At 67.1% G+C, this 26,211-nt stretch carries 20 protein-coding genes, 3 tRNA genes and 1 pseudogene; 12 read left to right on the top strand and 12 right to left on the bottom strand.

The window, feature by feature from the left end:
• Positions 1-54: 54 nt before the first annotated feature.
• From ACWCIA_RS11525 to ACWCIA_RS11540, 4 genes and pseudogenes are all read left to right on the top strand, one after another.
• Complete coding sequence (locus ACWCIA_RS11525) at positions 55-1,266, top strand: amino acid aminotransferase (RefSeq protein WP_454163372.1); 1,212 nt, start codon at positions 55-57, stop codon at positions 1,264-1,266.
• A gap of 60 nt (positions 1,267-1,326) precedes the next feature.
• Positions 1,327-1,402: transfer RNA gene (locus ACWCIA_RS11530), tRNA-Asn, on the top strand.
• Positions 1,403-1,609: 207 nt separating this feature from the next.
• Positions 1,610-1,705, top strand: a pseudogene (locus tag ACWCIA_RS11535) (PEP-CTERM sorting domain-containing protein); the annotation flags it as partial.
• 129 nt (positions 1,706-1,834) lie between these two features.
• Positions 1,835-1,910: transfer RNA gene (locus ACWCIA_RS11540), tRNA-Asn, on the top strand.
• Between the two features lie 80 nt (positions 1,911-1,990).
• Here the strand turns inward: ACWCIA_RS11540 and purT are convergent.
• Entirely contained in the window at positions 1,991-3,205 is a 1,215-nt protein-coding gene (gene purT, locus ACWCIA_RS11545; protein ID WP_454163374.1) for a formate-dependent phosphoribosylglycinamide formyltransferase, read from the bottom strand.
• A gap of 304 nt (positions 3,206-3,509) precedes the next feature.
• Here purT and ACWCIA_RS11550 point away from each other — a divergent pair, with 304 nt between their 5' ends.
• Together ACWCIA_RS11550 and ACWCIA_RS11555 are read left to right on the top strand one after the other, a co-directional pair.
• Entirely contained in the window at positions 3,510-4,082 is a 573-nt protein-coding gene (locus ACWCIA_RS11550; RefSeq protein WP_454163376.1) for a toll/interleukin-1 receptor domain-containing protein, read from the top strand.
• Positions 4,083-4,153: 71 nt separating this feature from the next.
• A tRNA-Asn gene (locus ACWCIA_RS11555) sits at positions 4,154-4,229 on the top strand.
• A 201-nt stretch (positions 4,230-4,430) separates the two neighbouring features.
• On the opposite strand, the gene ACWCIA_RS11560 is transcribed toward ACWCIA_RS11555, so the two are convergent.
• Entirely contained in the window at positions 4,431-5,960 is a 1,530-nt protein-coding gene (locus ACWCIA_RS11560; RefSeq protein WP_454163378.1) for an amidase, read from the bottom strand.
• Positions 5,961-6,048: 88 nt separating this feature from the next.
• Positions 6,049-6,342, bottom strand: coding sequence for a hypothetical protein (locus tag ACWCIA_RS11565; protein ID WP_454163380.1), 294 nt, complete (start codon positions 6,340-6,342; stop codon positions 6,049-6,051).
• A gap of 166 nt (positions 6,343-6,508) precedes the next feature.
• Here ACWCIA_RS11565 and ACWCIA_RS11570 point away from each other — a divergent pair, with 166 nt between their 5' ends.
• Complete coding sequence (locus tag ACWCIA_RS11570) at positions 6,509-8,164, top strand: response regulator (protein ID WP_454163381.1); 1,656 nt, start codon at positions 6,509-6,511, stop codon at positions 8,162-8,164.
• A 13-nt stretch (positions 8,165-8,177) separates the two neighbouring features.
• Here the strand turns inward: ACWCIA_RS11570 and ACWCIA_RS11575 are convergent, their stop codons facing one another.
• Together ACWCIA_RS11575 and ACWCIA_RS11580 are read right to left on the bottom strand one after the other, a co-directional pair.
• A complete protein-coding gene (locus tag ACWCIA_RS11575; protein ID WP_454163382.1) occupies positions 8,178-8,633 on the bottom strand; it encodes a response regulator in 456 nt (151 codons plus the stop codon).
• Positions 8,634-8,663: 30 nt separating this feature from the next.
• Positions 8,664-10,907 carry an ATP-binding protein gene (locus ACWCIA_RS11580; RefSeq protein ID WP_454163384.1) on the bottom strand — a complete coding sequence of 748 codons (2,244 nt, stop codon included), beginning with the start codon at positions 10,905-10,907 and terminating at the stop codon, positions 8,664-8,666.
• 248 nt (positions 10,908-11,155) lie between these two features.
• Here ACWCIA_RS11580 and ACWCIA_RS11585 point away from each other — a divergent pair, with 248 nt between their 5' ends.
• Genes ACWCIA_RS11585 through ACWCIA_RS11595 form a run of 3 tightly spaced genes read left to right on the top strand, consistent with a single transcriptional unit; the run spans position 11,156 to position 16,122 of the window.
• A complete protein-coding gene (locus tag ACWCIA_RS11585; RefSeq protein WP_454163385.1) occupies positions 11,156-13,063 on the top strand; it encodes a PAS domain S-box protein in 1,908 nt (635 codons plus the stop codon).
• Positions 13,064-13,078: 15 nt separating this feature from the next.
• Positions 13,079-14,017 (top strand): pyridoxal-phosphate dependent enzyme, encoded by a 939-nt coding sequence (locus tag ACWCIA_RS11590; RefSeq protein WP_454163387.1) that lies wholly within the window; start codon positions 13,079-13,081, stop codon positions 14,015-14,017.
• On the top strand, positions 14,014-16,122 hold the full coding sequence (locus ACWCIA_RS11595) for a histone H1-like repetitive region-containing protein (protein WP_454163388.1): 2,109 nt from the start codon (positions 14,014-14,016) through the stop codon (positions 16,120-16,122). The genes ACWCIA_RS11590 and ACWCIA_RS11595 overlap by 4 nt, the downstream gene beginning before the upstream one ends.
• A gap of 4 nt (positions 16,123-16,126) precedes the next feature.
• On the opposite strand, the gene ACWCIA_RS11600 is transcribed toward ACWCIA_RS11595, so the two are convergent.
• Both ACWCIA_RS11600 and ACWCIA_RS11605 read right to left on the bottom strand, forming a co-directional pair.
• Positions 16,127-17,326, bottom strand: coding sequence for an esterase/lipase family protein (locus ACWCIA_RS11600; RefSeq protein WP_454163389.1), 1,200 nt, complete (start codon positions 17,324-17,326; stop codon positions 16,127-16,129).
• A gap of 150 nt (positions 17,327-17,476) precedes the next feature.
• Positions 17,477-18,763, bottom strand: a complete 1,287-nt coding sequence (locus ACWCIA_RS11605; RefSeq protein ID WP_454163390.1) for a dienelactone hydrolase family protein — start codon at positions 18,761-18,763, stop codon at positions 17,477-17,479.
• A gap of 403 nt (positions 18,764-19,166) precedes the next feature.
• Here ACWCIA_RS11605 and ACWCIA_RS11610 point away from each other — a divergent pair, with 403 nt between their 5' ends.
• Both ACWCIA_RS11610 and ACWCIA_RS11615 read left to right on the top strand, forming a co-directional pair.
• A complete protein-coding gene (locus ACWCIA_RS11610; RefSeq protein ID WP_454163391.1) occupies positions 19,167-19,775 on the top strand; it encodes a tRNA-uridine aminocarboxypropyltransferase in 609 nt (202 codons plus the stop codon).
• 92 nt (positions 19,776-19,867) lie between these two features.
• On the top strand, positions 19,868-20,995 hold the full coding sequence (locus ACWCIA_RS11615) for a PA0069 family radical SAM protein (RefSeq protein WP_454163393.1): 1,128 nt from the start codon (positions 19,868-19,870) through the stop codon (positions 20,993-20,995).
• A gap of 130 nt (positions 20,996-21,125) precedes the next feature.
• Here the strand turns inward: ACWCIA_RS11615 and ACWCIA_RS11620 are convergent, their stop codons facing one another.
• The 5 genes from ACWCIA_RS11620 to ACWCIA_RS11640 all read right to left on the bottom strand — a co-directional run bounded on the left by ACWCIA_RS11620 (position 21,126) and on the right by ACWCIA_RS11640 (position 26,196).
• Entirely contained in the window at positions 21,126-22,244 is a 1,119-nt protein-coding gene (locus tag ACWCIA_RS11620; protein ID WP_454163394.1) for an FUSC family protein, read from the bottom strand.
• A gap of 12 nt (positions 22,245-22,256) precedes the next feature.
• Positions 22,257-22,505: a hypothetical protein gene (locus ACWCIA_RS11625; protein WP_454163396.1), complete on the bottom strand. Its 249-nt coding sequence runs from the start codon at positions 22,503-22,505 to the stop codon at positions 22,257-22,259.
• A gap of 147 nt (positions 22,506-22,652) precedes the next feature.
• Positions 22,653-24,158: a PKD domain-containing protein gene (locus ACWCIA_RS11630; RefSeq protein WP_454163397.1), complete on the bottom strand. Its 1,506-nt coding sequence runs from the start codon at positions 24,156-24,158 to the stop codon at positions 22,653-22,655.
• Between the two features lie 459 nt (positions 24,159-24,617).
• Positions 24,618-25,184 (bottom strand): gamma-glutamylcyclotransferase, encoded by a 567-nt coding sequence (locus tag ACWCIA_RS11635; protein WP_454163399.1) that lies wholly within the window; start codon positions 25,182-25,184, stop codon positions 24,618-24,620.
• A 91-nt stretch (positions 25,185-25,275) separates the two neighbouring features.
• Positions 25,276-26,196 (bottom strand): LysR family transcriptional regulator, encoded by a 921-nt coding sequence (locus ACWCIA_RS11640; protein ID WP_454163400.1) that lies wholly within the window; start codon positions 26,194-26,196, stop codon positions 25,276-25,278.
• Positions 26,197-26,211 lie beyond the last annotated feature (15 nt).

Raw genomic sequence — 26,211 nt, forward strand, 5'->3', positions numbered from 1 at the left:
AGTGCCGCTGTCTATACAACTGCTGCGAACCCACCGACAATTCAGTTTATCACGATGACTTCTACAGCCTCCGCCAGCCTCTTCGGCGCCATCGACATGGCCCCCCGCGACCCGATCCTGGGCATTACCGAAGCATTCAACGCCGATACGAACCCGGCCAAGATCAACCTGGGGGTCGGCGTCTACTATGACGACAATGGCAAGGTCCCTTTGCTGCAGTGCGTGCAAAAGGCGGAAGCGAAGTTGATGGAGCAGCTCGCGCCACGCACCTACCTTCCGATCGAAGGCCTGGCTGCGTACGACAAAGCCGTGCAGGAACTCGTATTTGGGGCCGATAGCGCCGTAATTCAAGACAAGCGTGCAGTCACCGTGCAGGCCATCGGCGGCACCGGCGCCCTCAAGATCGGCGCCGATTTCCTGAAGCGCTTTTCGCCGGATTCGCAGGTCTTCATCAGCGACCCGAGCTGGGAAAACCACCGCGCCCTGTTCGAGAGCGCCGGCTTCATCGTCAACAACTACACCTATTACGACCCAAGCACCCACGGCGTGAACTTCGACGGCTTCCTGGCCTCGCTGCGCAAGATGGACGCCGGCTCGATCGTCGTCCTGCACGCCTGCTGCCACAACCCGACCGGCGCCGACCTGACCCAGGAGCAGTGGGGCCAGGTGATCGAGGCGGTCAAGGCCGGCGGCCTGGTTCCCTTCCTCGACATGGCCTACCAGGGCTTCGGCGCCGGCATCGCGGAAGACGGCGCTGTGGTGCGCCGCTTCGTGGAGGCCGGCGGCCCGCTGCTGGTGTCGAATTCGTTCTCGAAGTCCTTCTCGCTGTACGGCGAGCGCGTCGGTGCGTTGTCGGTCGTCGCCGCCACGGCGGAAGAAGCGGCGCGCCTGCTGTCGCAACTCAAGCGCGTCGTCCGCACCAACTACTCGAACCCGCCGCTGCACGGCGGCAAGGTCGTCGCCACCGTGCTGGCCACGCCGGAACTGCGCCAGCTGTGGGAAGAGGAACTGGCTGGCATGCGCGTACGCATCAAGGAAATGCGCGAGACGCTGGTGGCAAAGCTGGCTGACAAGGCGCCGGGACGCGACTTCGGTTTCGTGCGCGACCAGGTCGGGATGTTCTCGTATTCGGGCCTCACCAAAGAGCAGGTCGGCAAGCTGCGCGAGGAGTCGATCTATGCGGTCGACACCGGGCGCATCTGCGTCGCGGCGCTGAACTCGAAAAACATCGATCTCGTCGTTGACGCGATCGCCAAAGTCCTCTAAAATCTTGGCTCTTCGCACTTGAACGCATGTAAGGTGCATCAAAGCGAAGAGCAAGACAATTCCCTGATAGCTCAGTCGGTAGAGCGACGGACTGTTAATCCGCAGGTCCCTGGTTCGAGTCCAGGTCGGGGAGCCAGAATAAAGAGAAGGGCCACGTGCAAACGTGGCCCTTTTTGTTTTTGCGGCGCTTTCGTGTCCGCAGCGCGCCGTCGTGCGGTTTCACTATACAGGCACGTATATCGTCAGCAACGTGAATGTGGGCGACGTGCTGCGCTTCAGCTTCGGCGGCAGCAACGGCGATTCCGACGCGCGCATGATGGGCTCCCTGTCGCTGGCGCAGCTTCCGGCGCAGAACGAGGTTCCCGAGCCGGCATCGCTGGCGCTGCTGGGCCTGGGCCTGGCCGGTGTCGGCGCCGCCCGCCGCCGCGCCGCGCAATAAGTTCCCTCGGCAGGAAGGGAAGGCCGCATCGCTGGTGCGGCCTTTTTTCATCCCGCGGCCGCGCCGGGTACAAACTTGCGTGCGAGGCCTTGCGCAATACTGTCGAGCAGTTATAATGCCAACCTCAATTCCCTGATAGCTCAGTCGGTAGAGCGACGGACTGTTAATCCGCAGGTCCCTGGTTCGAGTCCAGGTCGGGGAGCCAGAATAAAGGAAGGGCCGCATGCGCAAGCTGCGGCCCTTTTTGTTTCGGCGGCCGGGAAGCGCCCGGCGGCGCCACTTCCCTTATTTGCTGCCCATCACCGGCTTGACCTTCGCCGCCGCTGCGCCCGCCCGCTCGCGTGCCGTCTCGACGTCGCCGGCGGTCGCCAGCGCCACCCCCATGCGCCGGCGTGCAAACGATTCCGGCTTGCCGAACAGGCGGATGTCCGTGTCCGGCACCGCCAGCGCTTCGGCCACGCCTTCGAACGCGATCCCGGCGGCGTCCAGCGCGCCATAGATGACGGCGGAGGCGCCCGGCGCGCGCAGCGCCGTGTTCACCGGGAGACCCAGCACGGCTTTCGCATGCAGTTCGAACTCGCTTTGTACCTGGGTCGCCATGGTCACCATGCCAGTGTCGTGCGGGCGCGGGCTCACTTCCGAGAACCAGACCATGTCGCCCTTCACGAACAGTTCGACGCCGAACACGCCCAGGCCGCCGAGGTTGTCCGTGACTTTCGCGGCGATCTCGCGCGAACGCTGCAGGGCCAGCGGCGTCATCGGGTGCGGCTGCCAGGACTCGACATAATCGCCCTGCACCTGCTTGTGGCCGATCGGTTCGCAGAAGCTTGTTGCCACCTCGCCATCGGCGCCGCGCGAGCGCACGGTCAGCAGGGTGATCTCGTAATCGAAGTCGATGAAGCCTTCGGCGATCACGCGCCCGGCGTCGACCCGCCCGCCGGCTGCGGCGTAGTCCCAGGCGGCCTTCACATCGGCCGGGCCGTCGAGTTTCGACTGGCCCTTGCCCGAGGAAGACATCACGGGCTTCACCACGCAAGGGAAGCCGACGGCGGCGCAGGCCTCCTCCAGTTCGGCCAGGCTGCTCGCGAAGCGGTAGGGCGAGGTGGCCAAGCCAAGTTCTTCGGCGGCCAGGCGGCGGATGCCTTCGCGGTTCATGGTCAGCTGGGCCGCGCGTGCGGTCGGGATGCAGGTGATCGTCCCCGCCGCTTCCAGTGCAGCGAGCGTGTCGGTGGCGATCGCCTCGATCTCGGGAACGACGAGGTCGGGGCGTTCGCGTTGGATCAGGGCTGCCAGGGCGGCGCCGTCGGTCATGTCGATCACGTGGGCACGGTGCGCGACCTGGTGGCCAGGCGCGTTCGGGTAGCGGTCGACGGCGATCACTTCCACGCCGAGCCGTTGCAGGGAAATGATGACTTCCTTGCCGAGTTCGCCGGAGCCGAGGAGCATCACGCGGGTGGCGGAGGGAGAGAGGGGAGTGCCGAGTATGCGGGGAGTGGTCATGGTCGTCTGCAGGAATGGAAGAAAGGCTGGGGCCTGGCGGCCGGGTGCTGCGACTATAGCAAAGGCGGGCGAAGCGGGTACGGCGACCGTTTTTTTGCAAGCGTCTGACGCAAGGCCAGGCGAGTTCCGAGCTCGGCTGTTGAGCAAGGTAAGCGACGAACGCGTTCCTCATTTTTTCGTGGATCTTTCCTCTGGCCACGAAACTCTAACTTTCTAACACATCAGCCATACCGCAACCGCGGTGGTTCGGCGTTCGATGGGTGCGACAGGAGTAGCCGGTATTGAATACCGAGAAAGGCGTCCCATGATTCAGAATCCGACTGGTTTCCTCAGCTATGCACGTGACGACGATGAGCACGAGGGCGGTCGCCTGACGGATTTGCGCAGGCGATTGAACGGCGAACTCGTCATACAAACGGGTGAGCGCATCGAGATCTTCCAGGACACGAAGGACATCGGCTACGGGCAGGACTGGAAGAAACGGATCGACGACTGCATCGACAGGGCCGCCTTTTTCATTTGCGTGGTTACCCCGAGTTTTCTCAAGAGCGAAGCGTGCCGCCATGAATTCGAACGCTTTGCCAGGCGAGAGAGGAAGCTGGGGCGTACCGACCTGATCCTGCCGGTCTACCATATCCATTCGCTGCTGCTGGAGAACGAGTACCTGCGCGCGGCCGATCCCATTGCCCAGCTGATCAGCGAGCGCAACTACGTCGACTGGCGTTCGCTGCGGTTCCGGCCCCTGGGTTCGCCAAGGGCGCGGAAAATGATCGCGGACCTGGCGCGCGACATCCGCCGCACGCTCGACGCCCCGGCCCCGGCCGGCGGCATGGACGCACAACTTGCGCGTCGTCCGGCCAGGCTCACGCAGCGTTGACGGGCGCAACATTGATATTTTCGCGCAGGACTCGCCAAACACGAATCCGCCCGCTATAATGTTGCCTCAATTCCCTGATAGCTCAGTCGGTAGAGCGACGGACTGTTAATCCGCAGGTCCCTGGTTCGAGTCCAGGTCGGGGAGCCAGAATACGAAGGGCCACGTGAGAACGTGGCCCTTTTTGTATTGGGCGGGTGCATTGTCTAATGTAGGGTGGACTCCCGAGTCCACGCGTTACAGTGCCTGCACGCCGCAGGTGGTAGCAAAGCGTCGCCGTTGAGCAGCCTATGAAACGCGTGGACTCGTCATTGAGGCCCCCGGCCTCAATGACTCCACCCTACGTCGCAGCTACGCCGGCACTAACTTGCTTCTGGCCTCTACCCCTTCGCGCGCCAGCGGCGACAGCTTGTCGAACCACGGCGCCGCCCCTTCCAGCTGGTGCGCCAGCTGCAGCAGCACATCCTCGCTGCCGAACCTCCCCACGAACTGCACGCCCAGCGGCAGCCCGTCGGCGGTCCAATGCAGCGGCACCGACATCGCCGGGGTGCCGGTCAGGTTGGCCAGCTGGGTGAAGGGCACGTAGCGCAGGTTTTCGCGGGCGATCTTGTTGACGGTGCTGTCGAGCAGCCCGAGGCGGGCCAGGATGCCGAGGAGGCCGCTGCGCTGCAGGAGGTCGAGCACGAACTGTTCGGCGCGCGGCGGGTCGCCCTGGCCGTGGCGGATCGGCGGGTGCGCCAGGGTCGGCGTGAGCAGCAGGTCGTAGCGCGCGTGGAAGCGGGCCAGCGCCCGCGCGAATTCGTTCCACTTCGCCAGCTGCGCCGTCAGGCGGCCGGCCGGCACGCTGGCGCCGAGCGTCACCAGCAGCCGGCTCATCAGTTCGACGTCGCCCCTGGCGGCGCCGAGCGCGCGCCCTTGCGTCACCATCGCCGGCACCTGGCCGAAGTACACATGCAGAAAACTCTCGGCCAGCGCGGCGCCGTCGAGCTCGGGCGCGGCTTCCTCGACTTCGTGGCCGAGCCCGCGCAGCAGGCTAGCCGTGCGCTGCACCGCCGCCACCGCCTCCGGATGCACTTCGGTGCCGATCGGCGAGATGGTGGAGAAGCCGATGCGCAGGCGGCCGGGATCGCGCCGCATCAGGTCAAGGTAGGCGCCGGCGGGCGGGGCGATGTCGAACGGGTCGCCCGGTTCGCGGCCGGCCAGGATGTCGAGCGCCAGCGCCGAGTCGCGCACGCTGCGCGAGAGCACGCCTTCGCTCGAGGCCCCGAACCAGACTTCGCCGATGCCCGGCCCCGAGGAGACCCGCCCGCGCGAGGGACGCAGGCCGAACAGGCCGCAGCAGGCCGCCGGAATACGGATCGAGCCGCCGCCGTCGTTGCCCGCAGCCATGGGGACGATGCCGGCCGCCACCGCGGCCGCCGCGCCGCCGCTCGAGCCGCCCGGCGTGTGGTCGAGGTTCCACGGATTGCTGGCGCGGCCGTACAGGGCCGAATCGCTGACCGCCTTGAGCGCGAACTCGGGCAGGTTGGTCTTCCCGAACACGACCAGGCCGGCCCCGAGGTAGCGCCGCACCACCGACGCATGTTCTTGTGGCACATAGCCCTGCATCGAACGGCTGCCGAAGGTCGTCGGCACGCCGGCGTAATCCTGGACGGCGTCCTTGATCAGGAAGGGAACGCCGGCCAGCGGGCCGCGCAGCGGACCGGACATCTGGGCGCGCGCCTGCGGCTCCATCAGGCGGCAGACGGCGTTGATGCGCCCGTGCACGCGCGCGTTGTGCGCCAGGGCGGTGTCGAGCAGTTCTGCGGGCGACACCTCGCCGCGCGCCACCAGTGCGGCCAGGGAGGTAGCGTCGTGTTGCAGGTATTCAGGAAAATCCATGGGCATGCGGGAAAGTGGTCATCCCAGGCATGAAATGATGTTCGGGCAGTATTGTCAAGCTGGAAAGCAAATTGTTACCTGCTCATTCTTACTTGCGCCGCTTCTTGTCGTTCGAGGTATAGGTGCGCGTGTAAAAATCGGGCGGCTTTTTGGCGACCCAGTCGATGAAGGCGCGGATCTCCTCGTGCCCGCGCAGCGCCTCCCAGGTGTGATAGGTGCGCAGCAGTTCGCGCTCGGTGAACGCCGAGTGGATCTTGCGGTGGCAGATCTTGTGGATCGGGAACTGCTCCTTGCCCCTGAAGGTCTTCGGTACAAGGTGGTGGCGGTCGATGTTGACCGTGCCCAGTTCGCGTCCGCACAGCGGGCAGCATGCGTCCTGCATGAGGTGGCCTGGAGAAGTGGCGTCGCGACGAAGATGGTGGCGGACACAAGCCGATACAAGGCCACACTGGTGCAATTGTGAATTTCTTATTCACATGGTGTAGAATCAACGCTTCACAAAATGCAACATGGCCTCGTTGTCAGTGTAAAAATGGGGTCTCGACAAGATGATCGAAGACGATACCAGTACCTGCTCGATCCTGCTGATCGACGACGAGCCATTTGCACAGCAGATCATCGAACACGGCCTCAAGTCCTGCGTCAAGCATGTACTGCGCTATGAGTCGGACGCGGCGCGCGCCGTGGGCCTCGCGGCCGAGCTGAATGCGACCGTGGTGCTGGTCGACCTGCGCATGCCCGACCTCGACGGCTTCGAATTCACGCGCCGCATGCGCGCTCGGCCGGACACCGAACACATCCCCGTCATCATGCTGTCGTCGGAAGACGACCCCGAGATCAAGGCGATGGCCTTTGCCGCCGGCGCCAACGACTACATGGTCAAGTGGCCCGACCCGCGCGAGCTGGTGGCACGGGTGCAGTACCACAGCGCCGCCTGCATCGCCCGGCGCGAGCGCGACGCCGCCTTTGCCTCGCTGCGCGTCAGCCAGCAGCAGCTGGCGGCCAGCGAATCGGCCCTGCACCAGGCGCAGAAGATGGAAGCGATCGGCCAGCTCACGGGCGGCGTCGCCCACGATTTCAACAACGTGCTGCAGATCATCGGCGGCAACCTGCAATTGCTGAAACTCGTCGGCGGGCTGAACGAGGCCTCGCGCAACCGCGTCGAGATGGCGCTGGCCGGCGTCGAGCGCGGCGCCAAGCTGTCGGCCCACCTGCTCGCGTTCGCGCGGCGCCAGCCGCTGCAGTCGGTGGTGCTCAATCCGGGCCACCTGCTGCGCGACATGGACGACATGATGCGCCGCGTGCTGGGCCCGAACGCGCGCATCGTCCTCGATATCGACCCTTCGCTCTGGAGCACGGTCGCCGACCCCAATCAGCTCAACAACGTGCTGCTGAACCTGGCCATCAACGCGCGCGACGCGATGGGCGGCAACGGCACCCTGCTGATCCGCGCCAGTAACGCGGGCGGACGCGCACAGGCCCCGGGCATGACGCTGCCGCCCGCCGTGCCGGCCGGCGAATACGTGATGATCGAAGTGGCCGACACCGGCAAGGGGATGCCGCCCGAGGTGCTGCAGCGCGCCTTCGAACCCTTCTTCACGACCAAGCCGGTCGGGCAGGGCACGGGGCTCGGCCTGTCGATGGCCTACGGTTTCGTGAAGCAGTCGGGCGGCGAGATCGTGCTCGAGAGCGAGCCGGGGCGCGGCACCAGCGTGCGCATTTTCCTGCCGCGCAGCAGCACCGAAGCCCAGGAGCCGGAAAAGACCGTCGACGCCCCCTTGTTCGGCGGGCTGGAGACGATCCTGGTGGTGGAAGACGAAGAAGACGTGCGCAGCGCCACCTGCGCGATCCTGTCCGCGCTCGGCTACGAGGTGCTGGAAGCGGTCGATGCGGCCAACGCCATTGCAGTCATTGAAAGCGGCCGCCACATCGACCTGGTGTTTTCCGACGTGATCATGCCGGGGCCGGTCAGCAGCCTGCAACTGGGAGAAGCGGTGCGCCGCCACCTGCCGCAGGCGCAGATCCTGTACACCTCGGGCTACGCCGAGGGAGTGCTGGCGCACGAGGGCAAGGTCAGTGCCTCGGTGCACCTGCTGCAGAAACCCTATCATCCGGACGCGCTCAGCGCGCGCATCCGTCATTTGTTGCGCCGCCGCCAGGGCGCCGGCGCCGCCGTCGCGCACGCGTCGGCAAGCCTCAACTAAGGCAACCCGGCGCTCAGGCCGGCGGCACGTAGCGGTGCGAACCCGGCGGCGGCTCGTTGAGCACCGCCCAGAAGATCCCGAGGTCGGCGATCGCGCGCACGAATTCCTTGAAATCGACCGGCTTGACGACATAGGCGTTCACGCCCAGCTCGTAGCTGCGCACCAGGTCCTGTTCCTCTTTCGAGGAGGTCAGCATCACCACCGGCATCGCCTTCAGGTGCGGCGTGCTGCGGATCTTCGCCAGCACCTCGAGGCCGTCGACTTTCGGCAGCTTCAGGTCGAGCAGGGTGACGGCCGGATTGCCTTCCGGACGCTCGGCGAATTCGCCGCGCCGCAGCAGGTAGTCGAGCGCCTCGGCGCCGTCGCGCACGACGACGACTTCGTTGGCGAGCTGGCTCTTGGCCAGCGCTACCAGGGTCAGCTCGAGGTCGTGGGGATTGTCCTCGACCAGCAGAATGGGTTTTAACATGATGTGTGTTCGCCGGTTAAATTGCGAAAGTTAGATTGCAAGTCTGCGGGGAATGCTGAAAGAGAAAGTGGCGCCCTGGCCCAGCACGGACTCGGCCCAGGCACGCCCGCCATGGCGCTCGACGATGCGGCGCACGTTGGCCAGGCCGATGCCCGTGCCCTGGAAGTCTTCCATCCGGTGCAGGCGCTGGAAGACGCCGAACAGCTTGTGGACGTAATCCATATTGAAGCCGGCGCCGTTGTCGGCGATGTGGAACACCGTCTCGTGTTCGTTTTGCTCGGACCAGACGCGGATGACCGCGGGATCGCGCCCGCCGGTGAACTTGACGGCGTTCGAGAGCAGGTTCTGTACCGCCAGGTGCAGGAAGTTCGGATCGACCGTGATGCGCGGCAGCGGGGCCAGGTCCCATTCGATGTGGCGCCCGCGCGTGTCGATCGACAGCTTGTCGATGCACGAGGCGACCAGCCGGGACATGTCCACCTCGACCGGGCGCAGGGCGGCGCGGCCCATCTGCGAAAAGCTCAGCAGGTCGTCGACGAGCTTGCCCGCCAGGCGCGCCGATTCCTTGATGTTGGTGAGGAAGCGCTGGCGCATGGCCGTGTCCTCGCTGCCGCTCGATTCGAGCAGCAGGTCGGAGAAGCCGACGATGTGGCGCAGCGGCGCGCGCAGGTCGTGCGAGACCGAATACGAAAACGCCTCCAGTTCCTTGTTGGCACGGCCCAGCTCCTCGGCCAGTTCCGCCATCTGTTCGGCGCGTTCGAGCGCGATGCCGAGCATGGCGCTGCGGAATTCGCCGGTCAGCTCGATCTCGGCCGGATGCCAGGGCAGGCTCACGCCGTGGATGGTTTCGCGCCAGGTGGCGAAGCTGGTGCGCGGGGTCAGCTGCGTCATCGTCCCGGGCGCCGTTTCCTTTTCGTGCGGATTGCCGGCCCACTCGATGGTATGCACGGTCTCCGGGCGGAACCACAGCAGGTAATGCTTGTGCACGCGCGAGATCGACATCGCCAGCAGGCCGCTGGCGTTGCGGCGCAGGCCGTCGGCGTCCGGATACAGGCTCGACAGGTGGTCGGTGTGGAAGACCTCGTCGCCATGGCCCTGCAGCTCGAGCCAGGACACGAGCCCTTCGATGGCGGGCACGTCCGGCGTGTCGCCGTAGGTCAGCACGCGCTCGTCGGCCACGATCGCCACCCCGCCCGCGCGCGCAAAGCGCAGCAGCTCGGGGAAGACCGAACCCATGTTCTCGATGATGTCGGCGCCCTTGGTCAGGTTGCCGAGCATGGCGACCATCATGCGCCGCACCTCGAGGCGGAACTGCAGGTCGCCGGCGTCCTCGCGCGACTCGATGCACAGCGCCAGCACCTGGCCGAGCTGTTCGCAGGCGCTGCGCTGCTCGAATGGCAGCGGGCAGGGCGCCTCGTTGTGGCAGGAGATCAGGCCCCAGAGCCGCCCCTTGACCATCAGCGACACCGACATCGAGGCCAGCGTCCCCATGTTGCGCATGTATTGCAGGTGGACCGGCGAGACGCTGCGCAGGGCCGCGAACGAGAGGTCGTTGCGCTGCCCGGTGACCGGGTTCTCGGCCGGCACCAGCGGCGCCGGCAGGTAGTTGGCGTCCTGGATCAGGCGGATGCGCGACAGCGCGTACAGCTCGCGCGCCTGCACCGGAATGTCCGTGGCGGGGAAACGCTGGCCCATGTACGAGTGGTAGCCGGCTTCCTTCGACTCGGCCATCACGTGGCCGTGGCCGTCGCGGTCGAACTGGTAGACCATCACGCGGCCGAAACCGGTGATCGTGCGAACGTGCTGGGCGGCCAGTTCCGCCACCGCTTCGACCGACTTCGACTGGTCGACCTTCAGCAGGAACTCGCCCAGCACCGCGTACAGGTCGCGGAAGTCGGCGCGCCCGGCGCGCTGCACCGATTCGAACTCGAGGATGAGCAGGCCGTCCCAGCGATGCCCGAGCACGTCGAAATGCCTGCCGTTGCCGATCGTGACCGTTCCCAGGTAAAACGGGCGGCTGCCCAGCTTTTCGGCCGAAAAATCCGCGCCCAGGCGCTGCGCCGCTCCGCCGCCGATGAGGTCGGCGAGCGAGAGGCCGATGGCAGCCTGCGCCTCGATGCCGGTCCAGGATGCGAGGTTGGCGCTGGCCTGCAACACCTGCATCCCTGGCGACAAGGTCAGCAGGAAACCATGCGGCTGGATGCTGCCAGGCGTGCGGATCGGCTCCCTGTCACAACTGGACAGGTCGAGCGGTGCGGATGGAGCTGGAGTCATGGAGGCAGGCGTGGGAACGGCTGGGTTACAAAAGCGCTATTTTAGCCTGAAAGACAAGGCCGGGATCGCTACAATTTTAGGCACGGCCGGCGAGCCTGCGGCAGGGAATGAATCGTGATGTTTTTGGGTTGATCGGTGCTTGATGATTTTGTAAAGAGATCGTGCACGGGTGAAACAGTCGCGTGGGCTGCGACTGGCGTTTGGCGTTATGATGGTGTGTTATCGACATCGCCGACCCCTTGATCACCATGAGCAACCGCGCCGAAGCCAAGCAAGAGCTGACCGAAGAACAGCGCTTCCAGTACCTCATTTCCGGCATCAGCGATTATGCGATCTACATGCTCGATCCCGACGGCCATGTGAGCAGCTGGAACACGGGCGCGCAGCGTTTCAAGGGTTACATCGCCCCGGAAATCCTGGGCAAGCACTTTTCGCAGTTCTATACGCCGGAAGACCGGGCGACCAACCTGCCGGCGCGCGCCCTGTCCACCGCCCTGGTGGAAGGCAAGTACGAAGCCGAAGGCTGGCGCATGCGCAAGGACGGCACCCGTTTCTGGGCCAGCGTCGTGATCGACCCGATCTACGACGAACGCGGCACGCTGCTCGGCTACGCCAAGATCACGCGCGACATCACCGCCAAGCGCGAGGCGGAAAAGGCGCTGCGCTCGAGCGAGGAGCGCTTCCGCCTGCTGGTGCAGGGCGTGACCGACTACGCCATCTACATGCTCTCGCCCCAGGGCGAGGTCAGCAACTGGAACGTCGGCGCCGAGCGCATCAAGGGTTACATGGCCGACGAAATCGTCGGCCAGCACTTCTCGCGTTTCTACACCGAGGAAGACCGGGTCGGCGGCCTGCCGTGGCGCGCCCTGGCCACGGCCGAGCGCGAAGGCCGCTACGAAGCCGAAGGCTGGCGCCTGCGCAAGGACGGCACCCGCTTCTGGGCCCATGTCGTGATCGACGCCATCCATGACGATGCCGGCGAACTGATCGGCTTTGCCAAGATCACGCGCGACCTGACCGAGAAAAAGGCCGCCGCCGACGCCCTCGCCGAGGCGAACGCCGCCCTGTTCCAGGCGCAGAAGATGGAATCGATCGGCCAGCTCACGGGCGGCATCGCGCACGACTTCAACAACCTGCTGTCGGTGCTTGCCAGCGGCCTCGAGGTGCTGGCGCTGGGGCGCGGCGGCAGCGCCGACGGCAAGACCCTCGACAGCATGCGGCGCGCGATCGACCGCGGCGCCACGCTCACGGGGCAGCTGCTGGCCTTCGCGCGCCAGCAGCCGCTGCAGCCGGAAACGCGCAACGTCAACCGCCTCATTTCCGGCTTCGAATCGGTGCTGCGGCGCGGCGTGACGGCCTCGATCTACTTCGCGCTGCGGCTCGACCCGCACGTGCGCAACACCGTCATCGACAGCGCGCGTTTCGAATCGGCCCTGCTGAACCTGGTGGTCAATGCGCGCGACGCCATGCCCGAGGGCGGCAGCGTGCAGATCGAAACGGCCAACGTCGACCTGGTCGAGCACGAGGTGCGCGGGCTGGCGCCGGGGCCTTACGTCCGGGTCACCGTCACCGACACCGGCACCGGCATGTCGCCCGAAACGGCTGCGCGCGCCTTCGAGCCCTTCTACACGACCAAGGAAGTGGGGAAGGGCACGGGCCTCGGCCTGTCGCAGGTGTACGGCTTCATCAAGCAGTCGGGCGGCGACGTCGTGATCGGCACCGCGCCCGGCGAGGGCACGGCGATCAGCATCTTCCTGCCGGCCGCGCCGGGCGACGACCACGCCGGCCAGCGCGAGGCGAACGAACTGGTGCTGATCGTCGAGGACGAGCCCGACCTGATGGACGTGGCCTCGGCGCTGTACATCAGCATGGGCTACGAGGTCGTGTCCGCTTCCAACGCGCAGGAAGCGATGAACCTGCTCGCCAGCCGCGACGTCGACATCCTGTTCACCGACATCATCATGCCGGATGGGATGAACGGCATCGAACTGGCCCTCTTCGCGCGCGAGCATTATCCCGGGGTGAAGATCATCCTGGCCTCGGGCTACCCGTTGCCGGCCCTGAAGGTCGACCCGGCCCACCTGAACGACTTCGCCTTCGTGCACAAGCCCTACCGGCTGTCGGACCTGGCGCGCGCGCTGCGCATGGCGGCCTGAGCGGAGGCGCGGCCGATGCAGCAGCTTCATATCGAGACGCCCCTGGTCGAGTCGAACGCCATGGCCTGCCGTGCGGGCCAGCGCGTCTGGCTGAAGATGGACGCCCTGCAGCCGAGCGGCTCGTTCAAGCTGCGCGGCATTGGCCACGCCTGCGCGACGCGGGTGGCGGCCGGCGCGCGCCGCATCGTCTCCTCGTCCGGCGGGAATGCCGGGCTGGCCGCCAGCTATGCCGGACGCCGGCTCGGCGTGCCGGTGCTGGTGGTGGTGCCGGAAACGACCAGCGCCCGCGCCAGGGAACTGCTGGCGCGCGAAGGCGCCGAGGTGCTGGTGCACGGGCTGTCCTTCCAGGAAGCGAACGCCCACGCACAATCGCTGTTGCAGGCCGACGACGCCTTCATTCATCCGTTCGACGACCCGCTGCTGTGGGAAGGCCATGCAGGCATGATCGACGAAGTGGCGGCAAGCGGCCTGCGCCCGGACGCGGTGGTGCTGGCGGTCGGCGGCGGCGGCCTGCTCAGCGGGGTGGTGGCCGGCCTGCGGCGCCAGGGCTGGAACGAGGTGCCCGTGATCGCCGTCGAGACGCGCGGCGCCGACTCCTACGCGCAGTCGCTGGCGGCGGGCGAACGCATCGAACTGCCGGGCATCGCCAGCATCGCCACCTCGCTCGGCGCGCGCAAGGTATCCGAACACGCCTTCGAGCTGGCGCGCATGCATCCGATTACGCCGGTCGTCGTCGGCGACCATGAGGCGGTCGCCGCCTGCCTGCGCTTCATGGACGACCACCGGGTCGTCGTCGAACCGGCCTGCGGGGCGGCGCTGGCGCTGGCCTATGCCGCCGGCGAGCGCCTGGGCGCGTTCGACAAGGTGCTGGCGATCGTCTGCGGCGGAGCGACCGCGACGGTGGCGCAGCTGCAGGCCTGGGACGCGCAATTGCACCAGGAGCCGGGAGCTTGAGCGCCGCCGTTCTCTTCCAGCGCGGGCCGTCGCGCCTGCAGACTGCGCTGCTGTTTTCCCTGGTCTTCCACGCGCTGCTGCTCAGCATCAGCCTGGGCGGACATGCGTTCGGGTTGCCCAGCCTGAACCTGCCGTGGAAAGAAAGGCGGATGGGGGCGGACGATTTGAGCATCGTGCTGGCGCCGGCGGCGCCTACGCCCGCCGCTGCGCCCGAGCCGGCCGCGCCGGCGTCTGCCCCGGCAGGGAAGGCGGCGCCTGCAAGCAGCCCGGCGCCCATCGCCATGCCGGCGCCCATTTCGCCGGAGCCGGCGGCGGCCGTGGTTGCGGTTCCGCCACCGGCGCCTGTGCCTGAGCCTGTCCCGGCCGCGCCGCCCGCGCCCGTGGAGCCGGCCATTGCAAAGGCGCCGCCCGCACCGCCGACTGAGCCGGCGGTCGCCAAGGCGCCGCCCGTACCCCCACCTGAGCCGGCCCCTGCGCCGGTGACGCCGCCCACGCCGGCCGAAGCGCCCGCGCCCGAAGCGCCGCGGGTGGCAACCGCCACGGTCGTGGCGCGCAACGCGGCGGACGAGGAAGCTGAACAGGCCCGCCAGGCCGCCGAAGCGGCGCAGATCGAACAGATCATGCTCGAGCGCGAGCAGAACGCGGAGCGGGCGCGGCAGGCTGAATTCCTCGCGCAGGCGCAGCGCGAGGCAGCGCAGCAGGAGGCGGCAAGGCAGGAGGCGGCACGGCAGGAGGCCGAACGCGTCGAGCAGGCGGCACAGCGCGAGGCTGCGCGGCTGGCGACGGAACGCGCGGAACTGGCGCGGCAGGAAAGCCTACGCCGGGAGGCGCTGCAACAGGAACAGGCCAGGGCGGAAGCCGCGCGGGCGGAAGCGTCACGCCTGGAGCAGGCGAGGCTGGCGCAGATCGAGGCGGCGCGCCTGGCCCAGCAGGAGACGGCACGGGAGGAAGCCATGAAGCAGGAGGCGGCACGGCGGGAGGCGGAAACGGCCCGACAGACGGCCGCGCGCCAGGAGCAGGAACGGGCTGAAGCGGCGCGTCAGGAAGCGGCCCGTCAGGAAGCGGCACGCCAAGAGTCGGCGCGTCAGGAAGCAGCGCGTCAGGAAGCGGCACGTCAGGAAGCTGCGCGTCAGGAAGCAACACGTCAGGAGTCTGCGCGTCAGGAAGCAGCCCGTCAGGAAGCAGCCCGCCAGGAAGCAGCCCGCCAGGAAGGGGCACGTCAGGAGGCGGCACGTCAGGAAGCTGCGCGTCAGGAAGCAACACGTCAGGAGTCGGCGCGTCAGGAAGCAGCCCGCCAGGAAGCAGCCCGTCAGGAAGCAGCCCGTCAGGAAGCAGCCCGTCAGGAAGTAGCCCGTCAGGAAGCAGCTCGTCAGGAAGCAGCGCGTCAGGAGGCGGCCCGTCAGGAAGCAGCACGTCAGGAAGCGGCTCGTCAGGAGGTGGCTCGTCAGGAAGCTGCACGTCAGGAAGCAGCGCGTCAGGAGGCAGCCCGTCAGGAAGCAGCACGTCAGGAAGCAGCACGTCAGGAGGCGGCTCGTCAGGAAGCAGCACGCCAGGAAGCCGCACGACAAGAGGCAGCACGCCAGGAAGCAGCCCGCCAGCAACAGGCAAAGCAGGACCACGCGCAGCGCCAGCGTGCCGAGGAAGAGGCGCAGCGCGAGGAGCGGCTGCGTGCGATCGGCAGGCAGCTCGACAAGGAAGCGGCCCAGCGCGACCCGGCCGCGGCAGGTCCGACGCCGCCGCCCACGACCAGCAGCCTGCGCCGCGGCTGGCTGTTCGGCCGCGCCGACCCCAATGCCGACCTCGTCCAGTACGCGCAGGGCATGAGCCGAAAGATCGAGCTGAACATGACGTTCGACACCGTGCGCGAGCTGGTGAAGCAGCCGCACACGGCGCCGGTCGTGACGGTCGCCGTGCGCGCCGACGGTTCGGTGGAGAAGGTGACCTTCGTCGTCTCCAGCGGCCTGCCCGCGCTCGACGAGGCGATACGGCAAGTCATCGCCAGCCAGGCGCCGTATGGGCCGTTCCCGCCGGCGCTGGCGCGCCAGTATGACGTGATCGAGATCCGCCGCACCTGGCTGTTCGACACCGCCATCCGTCTGCAATAAGGTCTCAGAGCGCAAACAGGATGTCGCTGATGCGCTCGTAGACGGGGTCGGCCGAGGGGCCCTTGTTCGGCCAGTTCAGGATGTCGAAGTGGTCGTAGCCGCGGTAGTTCCCGAGGAAATTCCATGTCCCTTTGACGGGCGTGCCGTCGAAGTCGCGCACCGGATGCCCGGCGGGCGCGCGCATGCTGCTGGTGTTGACGACGCCGTCGTTGGCGAACCACTCGCTGTCGATGCGCACCCGCCCGGGCGCGCTCTGGGTGTAGCCGCCCATGCCGTTTTGGAGCATCGAAGGGACGATCCATTCGCCGGCATAGAGCTTGTAGTAACTGAACATGTCGGCACGGGGATACTGGTAGCGCGCACTCTGGACCGGGGCGATCGCGCGGTCGGTGCCGTTGCAGCACCAGGCGCCCGCTTCGGTCGCCAGCGTCCCGACCGAAAAGTAATAGACGTGCGGCGAGGTGCGCGCCCAGCGGTTGAAGTGGCGCGCGCCGTCCGGCGCCATCTCCCAGTTGCGCAGGTCGGCCTCGAACCAGTCGCGCAGCGGCGAGCGCAGTGCGGGCAGGATGTCGAGCACGGCGTCGCGCAGGGTCGTGCCGTTGTGCGGGCTCGAGATCGTGGTGACGCTGCGCACCCAGCCGGCCTTGCCGCCCCGGTACAGCTCGCCATCGCCTTCGCCGGGCGCGCCGTGCTCGAGGAGTTCGACCAGGGCCCGGATCGTCGTGCCGCCCTGGCTGTGGCCGATCATGTGCAGCGGGTGGGCCGCATCCCAGGCGGGGTAGAGCGCCGGCGGATGGCCGAGCGGATTGCGGGCCGGGTCGGCCGCCCAGCAGCGCGCCGGCCTGGCCGCAGGCTCGGCCGCAACATGGCTCAGTCCGTAGTCGACGCAGCCGCCCTTGATCTGCGCATACAGTTCGGCGGCGCGCTCGCGGTTGCTGGCGATGGCGCCGACGCTGGCGGTGAACACCGTGCGCGGTCCCTTGTAGAGGCGCAGGTGGGCGGCGATGTCGGCATGTCCGCCCCAGTACAGGAAACCGCTGCGGGGAAACTGGTCGGGGCCGAAGCCGAGGAAGCCGTGCACCAGCACGACCGGATCGTTGTTGGCGGCGCGCGCCGATGCCGGCAACAGCGCCATCAGCAGGGCAAGGGCTGGCAACAGCGCCAGCGCCAGCAAGGCGGGCAGGATCCGGATGGGCGACTGCATGAAGGGCTCCGAGGGGCGAAGCCATCATTGTCGAAGCGTGCGCACCGGGCCGGTTTGCGTTATGTCGGATCTTGGCTAAAAACAAGCCGCCGGCACACCAAAGTGGTGCGCCGGCGGCTTGACGAACGCCTCAACTTTGCAGGCAGGGAATTACTGCGCCTTGATTGCCGGCTGCGTAGGCTGCTTCGGCTGGGCCGACGGCGCCGGCACCGTGCTGCCGACCGCGCCCGGTGCGTTCGCATCAGGCGGCGGGGCAATCGAGGCGGTCATGCTGGCCTTCTCGGCGGCGTCGATGCGCTCGCCATTCCAGACCACGTAGTCGTCGATCGAATACAGCTTGCAGGGCTCGCTGCTCTTGGCCGTGCAGGTAGCCAGCGCACGCGCTTCCGGCGATTCGCCTTCCTCGGCCCAGGTCCAGGCGCCGCTCGGCGAGACTGCAAAGGCGCGAGGCGTCATCTTGGTCAGATAGTCGGCGTAGGCGAGGCGGCCGTTTTCCGAGAGGAAGGGCACGGCCTCGACGTCCTCGACGCCGGCAAAGTCGGTGCGCGGCGGCAGCGGGGGCGGCGGCACGCTGTGCAGCACCTCGGTCGGCATGCCGACGCTTTTCAGGAACTGCATGGTATCGGCAAGCCAGACCTTTTCGCCGTCGCGGCTGGCCAGCATGCCGTGGGCGTCGCGCTTGAACGAAGGGAACTCGACCAGGCGCGCGCGGCCGCCTGCCTGGCTGTAGGCCTCGTGCAGGCGGTTCGCCAGGTCCGGGCCGAACAGCGAATCGTTCTCGCCATACATCCACAGGCTCGGCACCTTGCTCTTCGCACCGTACTCGGCGAAGGCCGACACCAGCGCCGAGCGCCAGGCGCAGCGGTCGCTGTCGTCGCGCAGGCCGCCGGCGAAATTGATCAGGCCGCGCACGCCCGGCAATGCCTCGGTGCCGAGCGCCATCGTCGCCAGGCCACCGTAGGACTGGCCGGCCACGACCACCTGGCCGGCGTCGACCCATTTCTGGGTACGCGCGTAGTCCAGCGTCGAGCGGATGTCGTCGGCCTGCAGGTAGCCGTTGGCGGTCATGTCGCAGCCGCGGTCGCGGTAATAACCGGTCGAGTTGGCGAAACCCTGGCGCATCGGCACCATCACCGCATAGCCGCGCTTCACGAAGGCGGTGGCCATGTGATAGAACCGGTCGCGCGGCTGGGAGCTCGGGCGGCCCGGGTCCTTGCCGTGGTTGATGATCAGCAGCGGGAAGGGGCCCGGCCCGTTCGGCTGGAACACGGTCGTCTCGAGCATTGCGCGGCCACCGGCGGCAGGCACCTGGACGATGCGCTCGTTCATGCGGTAGTCGAGCTGGAGCTCCTGCTCGATTGCGATGCCAGGCAGCATGGCCAAACTGGCCAGCAGGGCGGTGAGGGAAGTACGAAAGCTTGGGCGAACTCTAAACATGGAAGACTCTGGAGTGCCTGCCGGTGCGACAGCATTGCTTTAGGGAATAAATTGATTCTAGGCACCTAGAAACGGCAGGGCAATACTCGAATCGGCAACTCCAGGGCTAAATTTTCGTGTGTGGTCAAACTGCTTACGCACATCAATAAGGAACAGGCGCCGATGCCTCGTCGAGCCCGCCTGTTTCTTGCTTGAACAGGCAATATTGCTTAGTAATCAATGGGTTGTCGGTGTGGTATTGCCGAGACAGGCCGGGTGGCCGTTGCGCCTGGAGCCGGCATGCCGGAGTGTCGGAGGGCGCCGGCGAAGGCCTCCGCGCTGATCGGCTGCCGCCTGCCGTCCTCTGCGATCCGGCGGCCGGAAAGCCGGCTGCTACAATCGCGCCTTTCTCTCCCGACCGCCCATGCCTCTGCCTCCTGCTCACCGCCGTGCCACCTGCGCCGCCTGCCTGCGCGCGCAGTCGGCCTGCATTTGCCGCTGGGTCAGGCCGGTGCGGGTCGAGTGCGCGCTGCTGGTCCTCCAGCATCCGCTCGAGGTCGCCAACGCGAAGAACAGCGCCCGCCTGCTGCACCTGAGCGTGCAGGACAGCGTGCTGGCCGTGGGCGAAACCTTCGATGCGGCGCAACTCGACGCGCTGCTGCATGCGGACGGACGCACGCCGGTGCTGCTGTATCCCGCGGCGCCGGGCGAACCGGTGGCGACGGATTTGCCATCCGCCGGCCGGCTGCGCCTGGTGGTGCTCGACGCGACGTGGCGTAAAAGCCGCAAGATGCTGCACCTGAATCCGGTCTTGCAGCGTTTGCCGCGTCTCGCGCTGCGCGACATGCCGGCGTCGAGCTACCGCATCCGCAAGGCCCACGCGCCCGACCAGCTCTCGACGCTCGAGGCCGGCGCGCATGCGCTGGGCCAGGTAGAAGGGGATGCGGCGCGCCTTGCTCCGCTGTTCGAAGCCTTCGACGGTTTCGTCGAACAGCAGGCGGCATGCGTGCCACGCTTGAAATCGCCGGAATAGCCGCGTACCATACTGTATAAATATACAGTATCGGGTGCGCCATGCAAAATCGCCAACGAACAATTGACCGGGAATACAGTGCCGAGCAGCCCATGCTGCCGCCGCAGCCGCTCGGCGCCCTGAAAGGGCGCGGGGCCGTGTCGAACATCCAGGGCCGCCATGAAGTCAACGGGCGCGAAGGTTTCGACGACGGCTGGGTGGCGGACGGCGAGGGCATCGAACATCCCGCATTCAAGACCCAGGTCACCGACGAGATCGCGAAAAGCATCCTGTCGCGCAACGCCTCGCCCGACATTCCCTTCCGGGTCTCGCTCAACCCCTACCGTGGGTGCGAGCACGGCTGCATCTACTGCTTCGCGCGGCCCACGCACAGCTACCTCGGGCTGTCGCCCGGGCTCGACTTCGAAAGCCGCATTTTCGCCAAGATCAATGCGGCCGAAGTGCTGCGGCGCGAGCTGGCGCATCCGTCGTACAAGCCCGAGCACATCGCCATCGGCGTCAACACCGACGCCTACCAGCCCTGCGAGCGCGACAAGCACATCACGCGCCAGGTGCTGGAAGTCCTGAGCGAATGCGGCCACCCGGTCGGGATGATCACCAAGTCCTCGCTGATCGAGCGCGATATCGACCTGCTCGCGCCGATGGCGGCCAAGAACCAGGCTTGCGCGGCGATCACGATCACCACGCTCGACTCGGAAATCTCGCGCACCCTGGAGCCGCGCGCCGCCGCCCCGGCCCGGCGCCTGCGCACCATCCGCACGCTCACCGATGCCGGCATTCCGGTCAGCGTCAGCGTGGCGCCGATTATCCCCTTTGTCACCGAACCGGAAATCGAACGCATCCTGGAAGCGGCGCGCGACGCCGGCGCCGTCGGCGCGCACTATGTGGTGCTGCGCCTGCCCTTCGAGGTCAATCCGCTGTTCCAAGAGTGGCTGGAGGCGCATTTTCCGGAACGCGCGGCGCGGGTGATGAATCGCGTGCGCGAGATGCGCGGCGGGAAGGATTACGACAGCGATTTTTCCAAGCGCATGCACGGCGAGGGCGTCTGGGCCGACCTGATCCGCCAGCGTTTCAACAAGACGGTGGCCAAGCTGGGACTGGGCGGGCTGGGCGGGCGTTTCGAGCGGCTCGATACGACGGCCTTCCGCCGGCCGCTGGTGGTGCCGGCGGCGGCGCGCAAGCCTGGCGCCCGGACAGCGGGGCAGCTCGACCTGTTCTAAACGCAGGGTTGATGATCAGTCAGGGCGATGCAGGGAGGCTGTCGCGGAGGGGCAAGGCACGGCGCGGCGCGTCACGCATGTCACGGCGCGCTACGCATCTCGCATCGCGCTTCGTGTGCATCTCAACGTATCACGACGCTACGGGCAGGCGCAGCGCACGCCGCAGCAGGCCGCCCAGTGCGCGCCGCAGGCGTGGGCTATGGAGGCAGGCAGCGCCGGCCAGGCCGATTGCACAGCCGAGCAGGGTGTCCAGGAAGCGTGCCTGGATCAGCAGCGCCGCCGGCGCGTGGCCCAGCGTGGCGGCTTCGGCGAGCAGGATGGTCAGCGGCGTGATGAGGCTGACCGCCAGCGCGTAATGCCGCACCACCAGCGACTCGACCAGGAAGGTCAGCAGCATGACGGCGAGGGCGATCGACCACTGGTCGAGCGGAAACGACAGCAGGGCCCACGACACCAGCAGGCCGAGGGCGGTGCCGATCACGCGGTGCAGCTGTTTGGTCCAGGCGGCGCGGAGGGAGCTGCCCTGGATCACGGCGAGGCAACTGATCGGCACCCAGTAGGCTTTCTCCATCTGTAAAGCCTGGGCCACGGCGAGCGAGACGCCGACCGCCAGGCCAATGACCAGTGCGTCGAGCACGACGAAGTCGAAGCCGGGCGCGGGTGCTTCTCGCGCCGGCTGGGGAGCGGGGCGCCGCAAGGTGCACAGGCTGTAGACGAAGCCGACCACGCAGGCCACCAGGCAACCGAGGGCGAACAGGCCGATCATGCGCGGCACCTCCGGCAGCGCGACCGGCGAATAGGCGCCGATAGCCGCCACCATGACGAAGAAGAGGCTGCCGGGTGGGCCGACGTTGTGCAGGCGGCACATCATCGTCACGAGCATGGTGATGCACGCGATGGTCGGCAGGATCAGGGACGGGACCAGCTGACTGGCCAGCCCGAGGGCGTAACAGGCCAGCATGCCGAAGGCGCAGGCCATCAGCACCACCATGCGATGGGACAGGGAGGTGGCCGGCAGGTAGAGGAAGGCCAGGCCGCCGACCGAGCCGGCCAGGCCGTACTCGATGTGGCCGTAGAAGGCGCCGGCCAGCAGCGGCAAGCCCGAGGCGAGCGCGGCCGCGAGCGGCAGGGGCCAGCGCCGGTCGCTCGGCTGGAAGCGCAGCAGCTGGCGCCATTGCTCCGCAGCGAGTGCCGCCAGCCGTGGCAGCCAGCCGGAGCGCGGCGTGCGGGGCCGGCTATCGTCCATCATGGCGTGGAGGACTTACTGGCCGAGGCAAATGATCTTCGTCGCGTACTCGTGCGCGTTGCTCTTCTTTTTCGTAGACCAGTCGATGACCTCCTGCGCCTCGGCCACCGTCATGACTGTGGCTTTTTCCTTGTTCTTGATAAAGGAAACGCCTTCGAACTTGCCCTCCTTGCTGCGCATGACCCTGGCGAACACGGGCGGTTTTTTCTCGCCGTCCGCGATCTTGTTTTGCTGCACGAGGTAACGCTGGTCTTTGGTTTCCATATTGACGCCTGTAAGTAGAATGCAGGCGCCATTTTACGGCTTCGGCGGCGAACGCGAAGGCGGACGGTGCGGGAGCAGGGGAGGAAAGCGCGGCACAGCCGACCGAACATCCGGCCGAACATCCGGCCGGCCGTGCCGCGCCGGCGGTCAGCCGCCAGTCTTGGAGACGACCACCTTGCGTGTCACCGTCGTGCTCTTGCCGCCGCTATCGGTCACAGTAAGGCGTACCGTATAGGTGCCGGGCGCGCGCCAGACATGCTGGCCGCTCACGCTGCCGGTGCCGTTTTTCGCGCTGACGACGCCCGTCTCCTGCTTGCCGTCGCCCCACGACCAGTTGGCCTTGTGGGTGTCGCGCAGGTCGGCGTCCTTGAAGCCCGCACTCAGGCTCAGCAGGCGGTTGGCGACGGCCGGGCCGCTGGCTTCGATCGGGCCGACGACCGGGGCGACGTGGCTGACGGCGCGCGGAACCAGCAGTACCAGGCCGGAGGTCGATTCCGCCACGATCGCGCCGTTCTCCGAAATGTCGCGCGCGGACCTCAGTACCAGGCCGGGCGGGGCGTCGGGAATACGGGTGTTCAGGTCGACCAGCCCTTCCGCGCGCGTCCAGACGAAGGCGCGCAGGCCGAGCCCGGGCGCGGGCGCCTCGCCCACCACCTGGCCGCGGTTGTTCACCGCATGGGCGATCGAATTGAGCCCGCCCGCAAAGTTGCCAAGGAAGCGGATCCCGGTTTCCCGGGTCCAGGTGTAGCCCGCATTCACGCCCGTCGCGGTGTCGATGCCGACGGCCAGGCCGCGGTCGTTGATATCCGTGACCTGCGACCCGGTACCGCCTTCCCCGATGGTGACCCCGCCCAGCCTTGGCGTCCACACCCATGACACCGGCAGGCCGGCGGCATTCAGCGCCGTGCCGCCGACTTGTCCGGCAGCATTGATGACGATCGCCTGTGTCCCTGCGCCAAGCCCGACCATGCCGGTAGCGCGGCTCCAGAGGAAGGCTTCGCCGCGAACGTCGCCGAGCTGCAGGCTGTTGCCGGCAACCTGGCCGGCCTCGTTGATCGCCGATGCATTCGAAACGTTCGTGCCCGGCAGCATGCCGAGGTCGAGCAGGCCGGTCTTGCGGCTCCACAGCACCGCGTGGTTGCGTCCGTTGACCTGTGACGCGCCCACGATCTGGCCCGCGTTGTTGATGTCGGCGGCGACCGAGTCGCCCGGACCAGGGGGGAGTGCGCCGAGGTCGATGATGCCGGTGCGCTGGCTCCAGACAAAGGCGTGGAAGTTGTTCTGCGCGTTGATCGTGCTGGAACCGATGACCTGCCCGAGGTCGTTGACGCCGAATGCGAGCGTCTCCGTGCCGCCGAGCGTACCGATGTCCAGTACCCGCCGGCCATCGTAGAACTTGCCGGCTCCCCCCGATGGCCCGGCGACGGTGAAGGCCACCTGGTCCCGGTTGTTGATATCGGGCTGCGTGATCGGGTTCGATTCCCAGAGCGGGATGATGCGGTAGGTGGTGGTCACCGGCGTGGACGGCGGCGTTTTCGGATACGCCAGCGCCTGGTTGCCGCCATCCCAGCTGCTGGCAGCCAGGAGCATGGCCGGGGCAAGGCACCACAGTTTCCAGCCACGGGGCGCGGATGATGCATGTCGAGTCAGCATTTGTTCCTCCTAAGTCAGTTCGATGCGTCTAATCAAGATGCAGCAAGGGAAACAGTGCTAGACGCGGGCACTCGCTCCAGCTTAAGTGGGCAGTCGGGGACGGCTACTGGGCGGGATCAAACTGCCGCGCTGGTCAGGCGCGCAAGGCCGCATGCCGACAGGAAAATGATCAGGTAGAGCAGCCAAGGGTCGCAGTGCAGGCGGCGCCGTTCGATTCTCGGTTCCATGCTTTCCTCCCGTTCAGTTTGTGCGCTCCGTCAACATGGCGTGCGGGAAACGATGCTAGGGCGGAGGGCGCATGGCTTCAGCTTAGGATGTGGCTGAGGCTGCTTGCTGAGGAAGGTCAAGGGCTGTGTCGTAGCAGGGAACCAAGGTCGGCAGCAGGACCCAGGGTGGACGGCTCCACCCGATTGCGTGAGCGAACCGAGACGGTGGCGCCGTCCACCATGCGCGATACGACTACCCGGCCAGATCGGCCAGATGCCGCTCGATCTCGAACACGTGCGCATCCGGCTTGCCCAGCTCGCGCAGCGCTTTCGCCAGCTCCAGCAGGTATTCGCTGTTCGGCCCGCTCGGGCCGCGCGCGGTGGCGATCTGGCGCGCAATGTCCAGTTCGCTCGCGGGGCCGAGGAAGGCGGCGTTTTCGTGGGTGGCGATGTAGACCAGGCCGAGGGCGCTGGCGCCGTCGTCGAACACGATGTCGGTCGCCAGGCGCAGGTAGCCGTTCTTTTCGCGGTGGTCGAGGTGGGCGAATTCCTCGGGCGTGACCAGGTAGGCCATCCCGTGGCAGAGCGCGCCGGGGTCCGGCACCAGGGTCACCACGCGGCCCGGCGCCGTCTCGGTGCCGCGGTGGTCGTGCGAACCCTGCCAGAAGCGGCGGGTCCAGCCGCGGATGGCGGCGGGGCGGCGTTCGATGAAGGGGAAGTCGGCCTTGAAGATCAGGGAGCCGTAGCCGAACAGCCAGACGCTCTGGTGGCCGTCGAATTGGTCCATGCGCTGGTTGATCGCAATGGTGTTGTGGGACATCTGGAACGCTCCGGCAAAAACTGGTCGCCGAATTCTAGCGCAGCCCGGGAACAGGCGCAGGCCGGGCCCGCCGCAGGGGCAGGCAGAAGCGTCAGGCCTCCTGCGTGCGCGCCATCTCGCGCTTGGCCTGCACGTACGGGAACAGGAACTCGATGAAGCTCTCGGCCGCCGGCGACAGCGAGCGCCCGGCGCGCGTATAGACGAAGAAGCGGCGCGTCAGCCTTGGCTCCTCGAGCGTGCGCATGCGCAGGCGGTAGAGCTGGGCCAGCGGCTGGGCGTAGGGCAGGCAGACGGTAACGCCGAGTCCGGCGCTGACCATGGCCAGCGCCGTGGTCATGAAGGTCACCTCGTTCGCAGGTTTCAGGGGAACGTCGCGCAGCAGGGCGTGCATGTCGGCCAGCAGCCGCTCGGTGAACTGGCCCTGCAGGGCGATGAAGGGATAACGCGCCACGTCCTGCCAGGTGACGCGCTCGGCGTCCTCCAGCGGGTGGCCCTCGGGGAACACCAGTGCGAAGGGCATTTCGAACAGTTCGCGCGCCTGCAGTTGCGGCATCGGATCGCGCTCGGGGCCGATGCCGATATCCGATTCGCCCGACAGCACGCGCGCGATCACGTTTTCGACCGGGCTGTCGGCCACGCGCACGTCGATGTCCGGATGCACGGCGCGGTAGGCGGCCATGGCTTCGGGCACCAGGGTGCAGCACATCAGTTGCGGCGCGGCAATGCGAACAATGCCCTTGCGGAGCTGCGTATGGTCCGCCACGTTCGCCAGCGCACCGTCGAGATCATCGATCATCTGGCTAAATAGCGGATACAGCTCGCGTCCGATCTCGGTCAGGGTGATGCGGCGCGTGGAACGGTCGACGACGCGGGCGTCCAGGGTCTGCTCCAGCTCCTTGATCAGGCCAGACAACGCGGACTGCGTGACGTGCATGTACTGGGCGGCCAGGGTGAAGTTGCCGGTCTTGGCAAGCGCCACGAATGCGCGCATCTGTCGCAGGGTGGGATTCATAAGATAAGCTGATAA

Source organism: Massilia sp. SYSU DXS3249 (assembly GCF_053668055.1).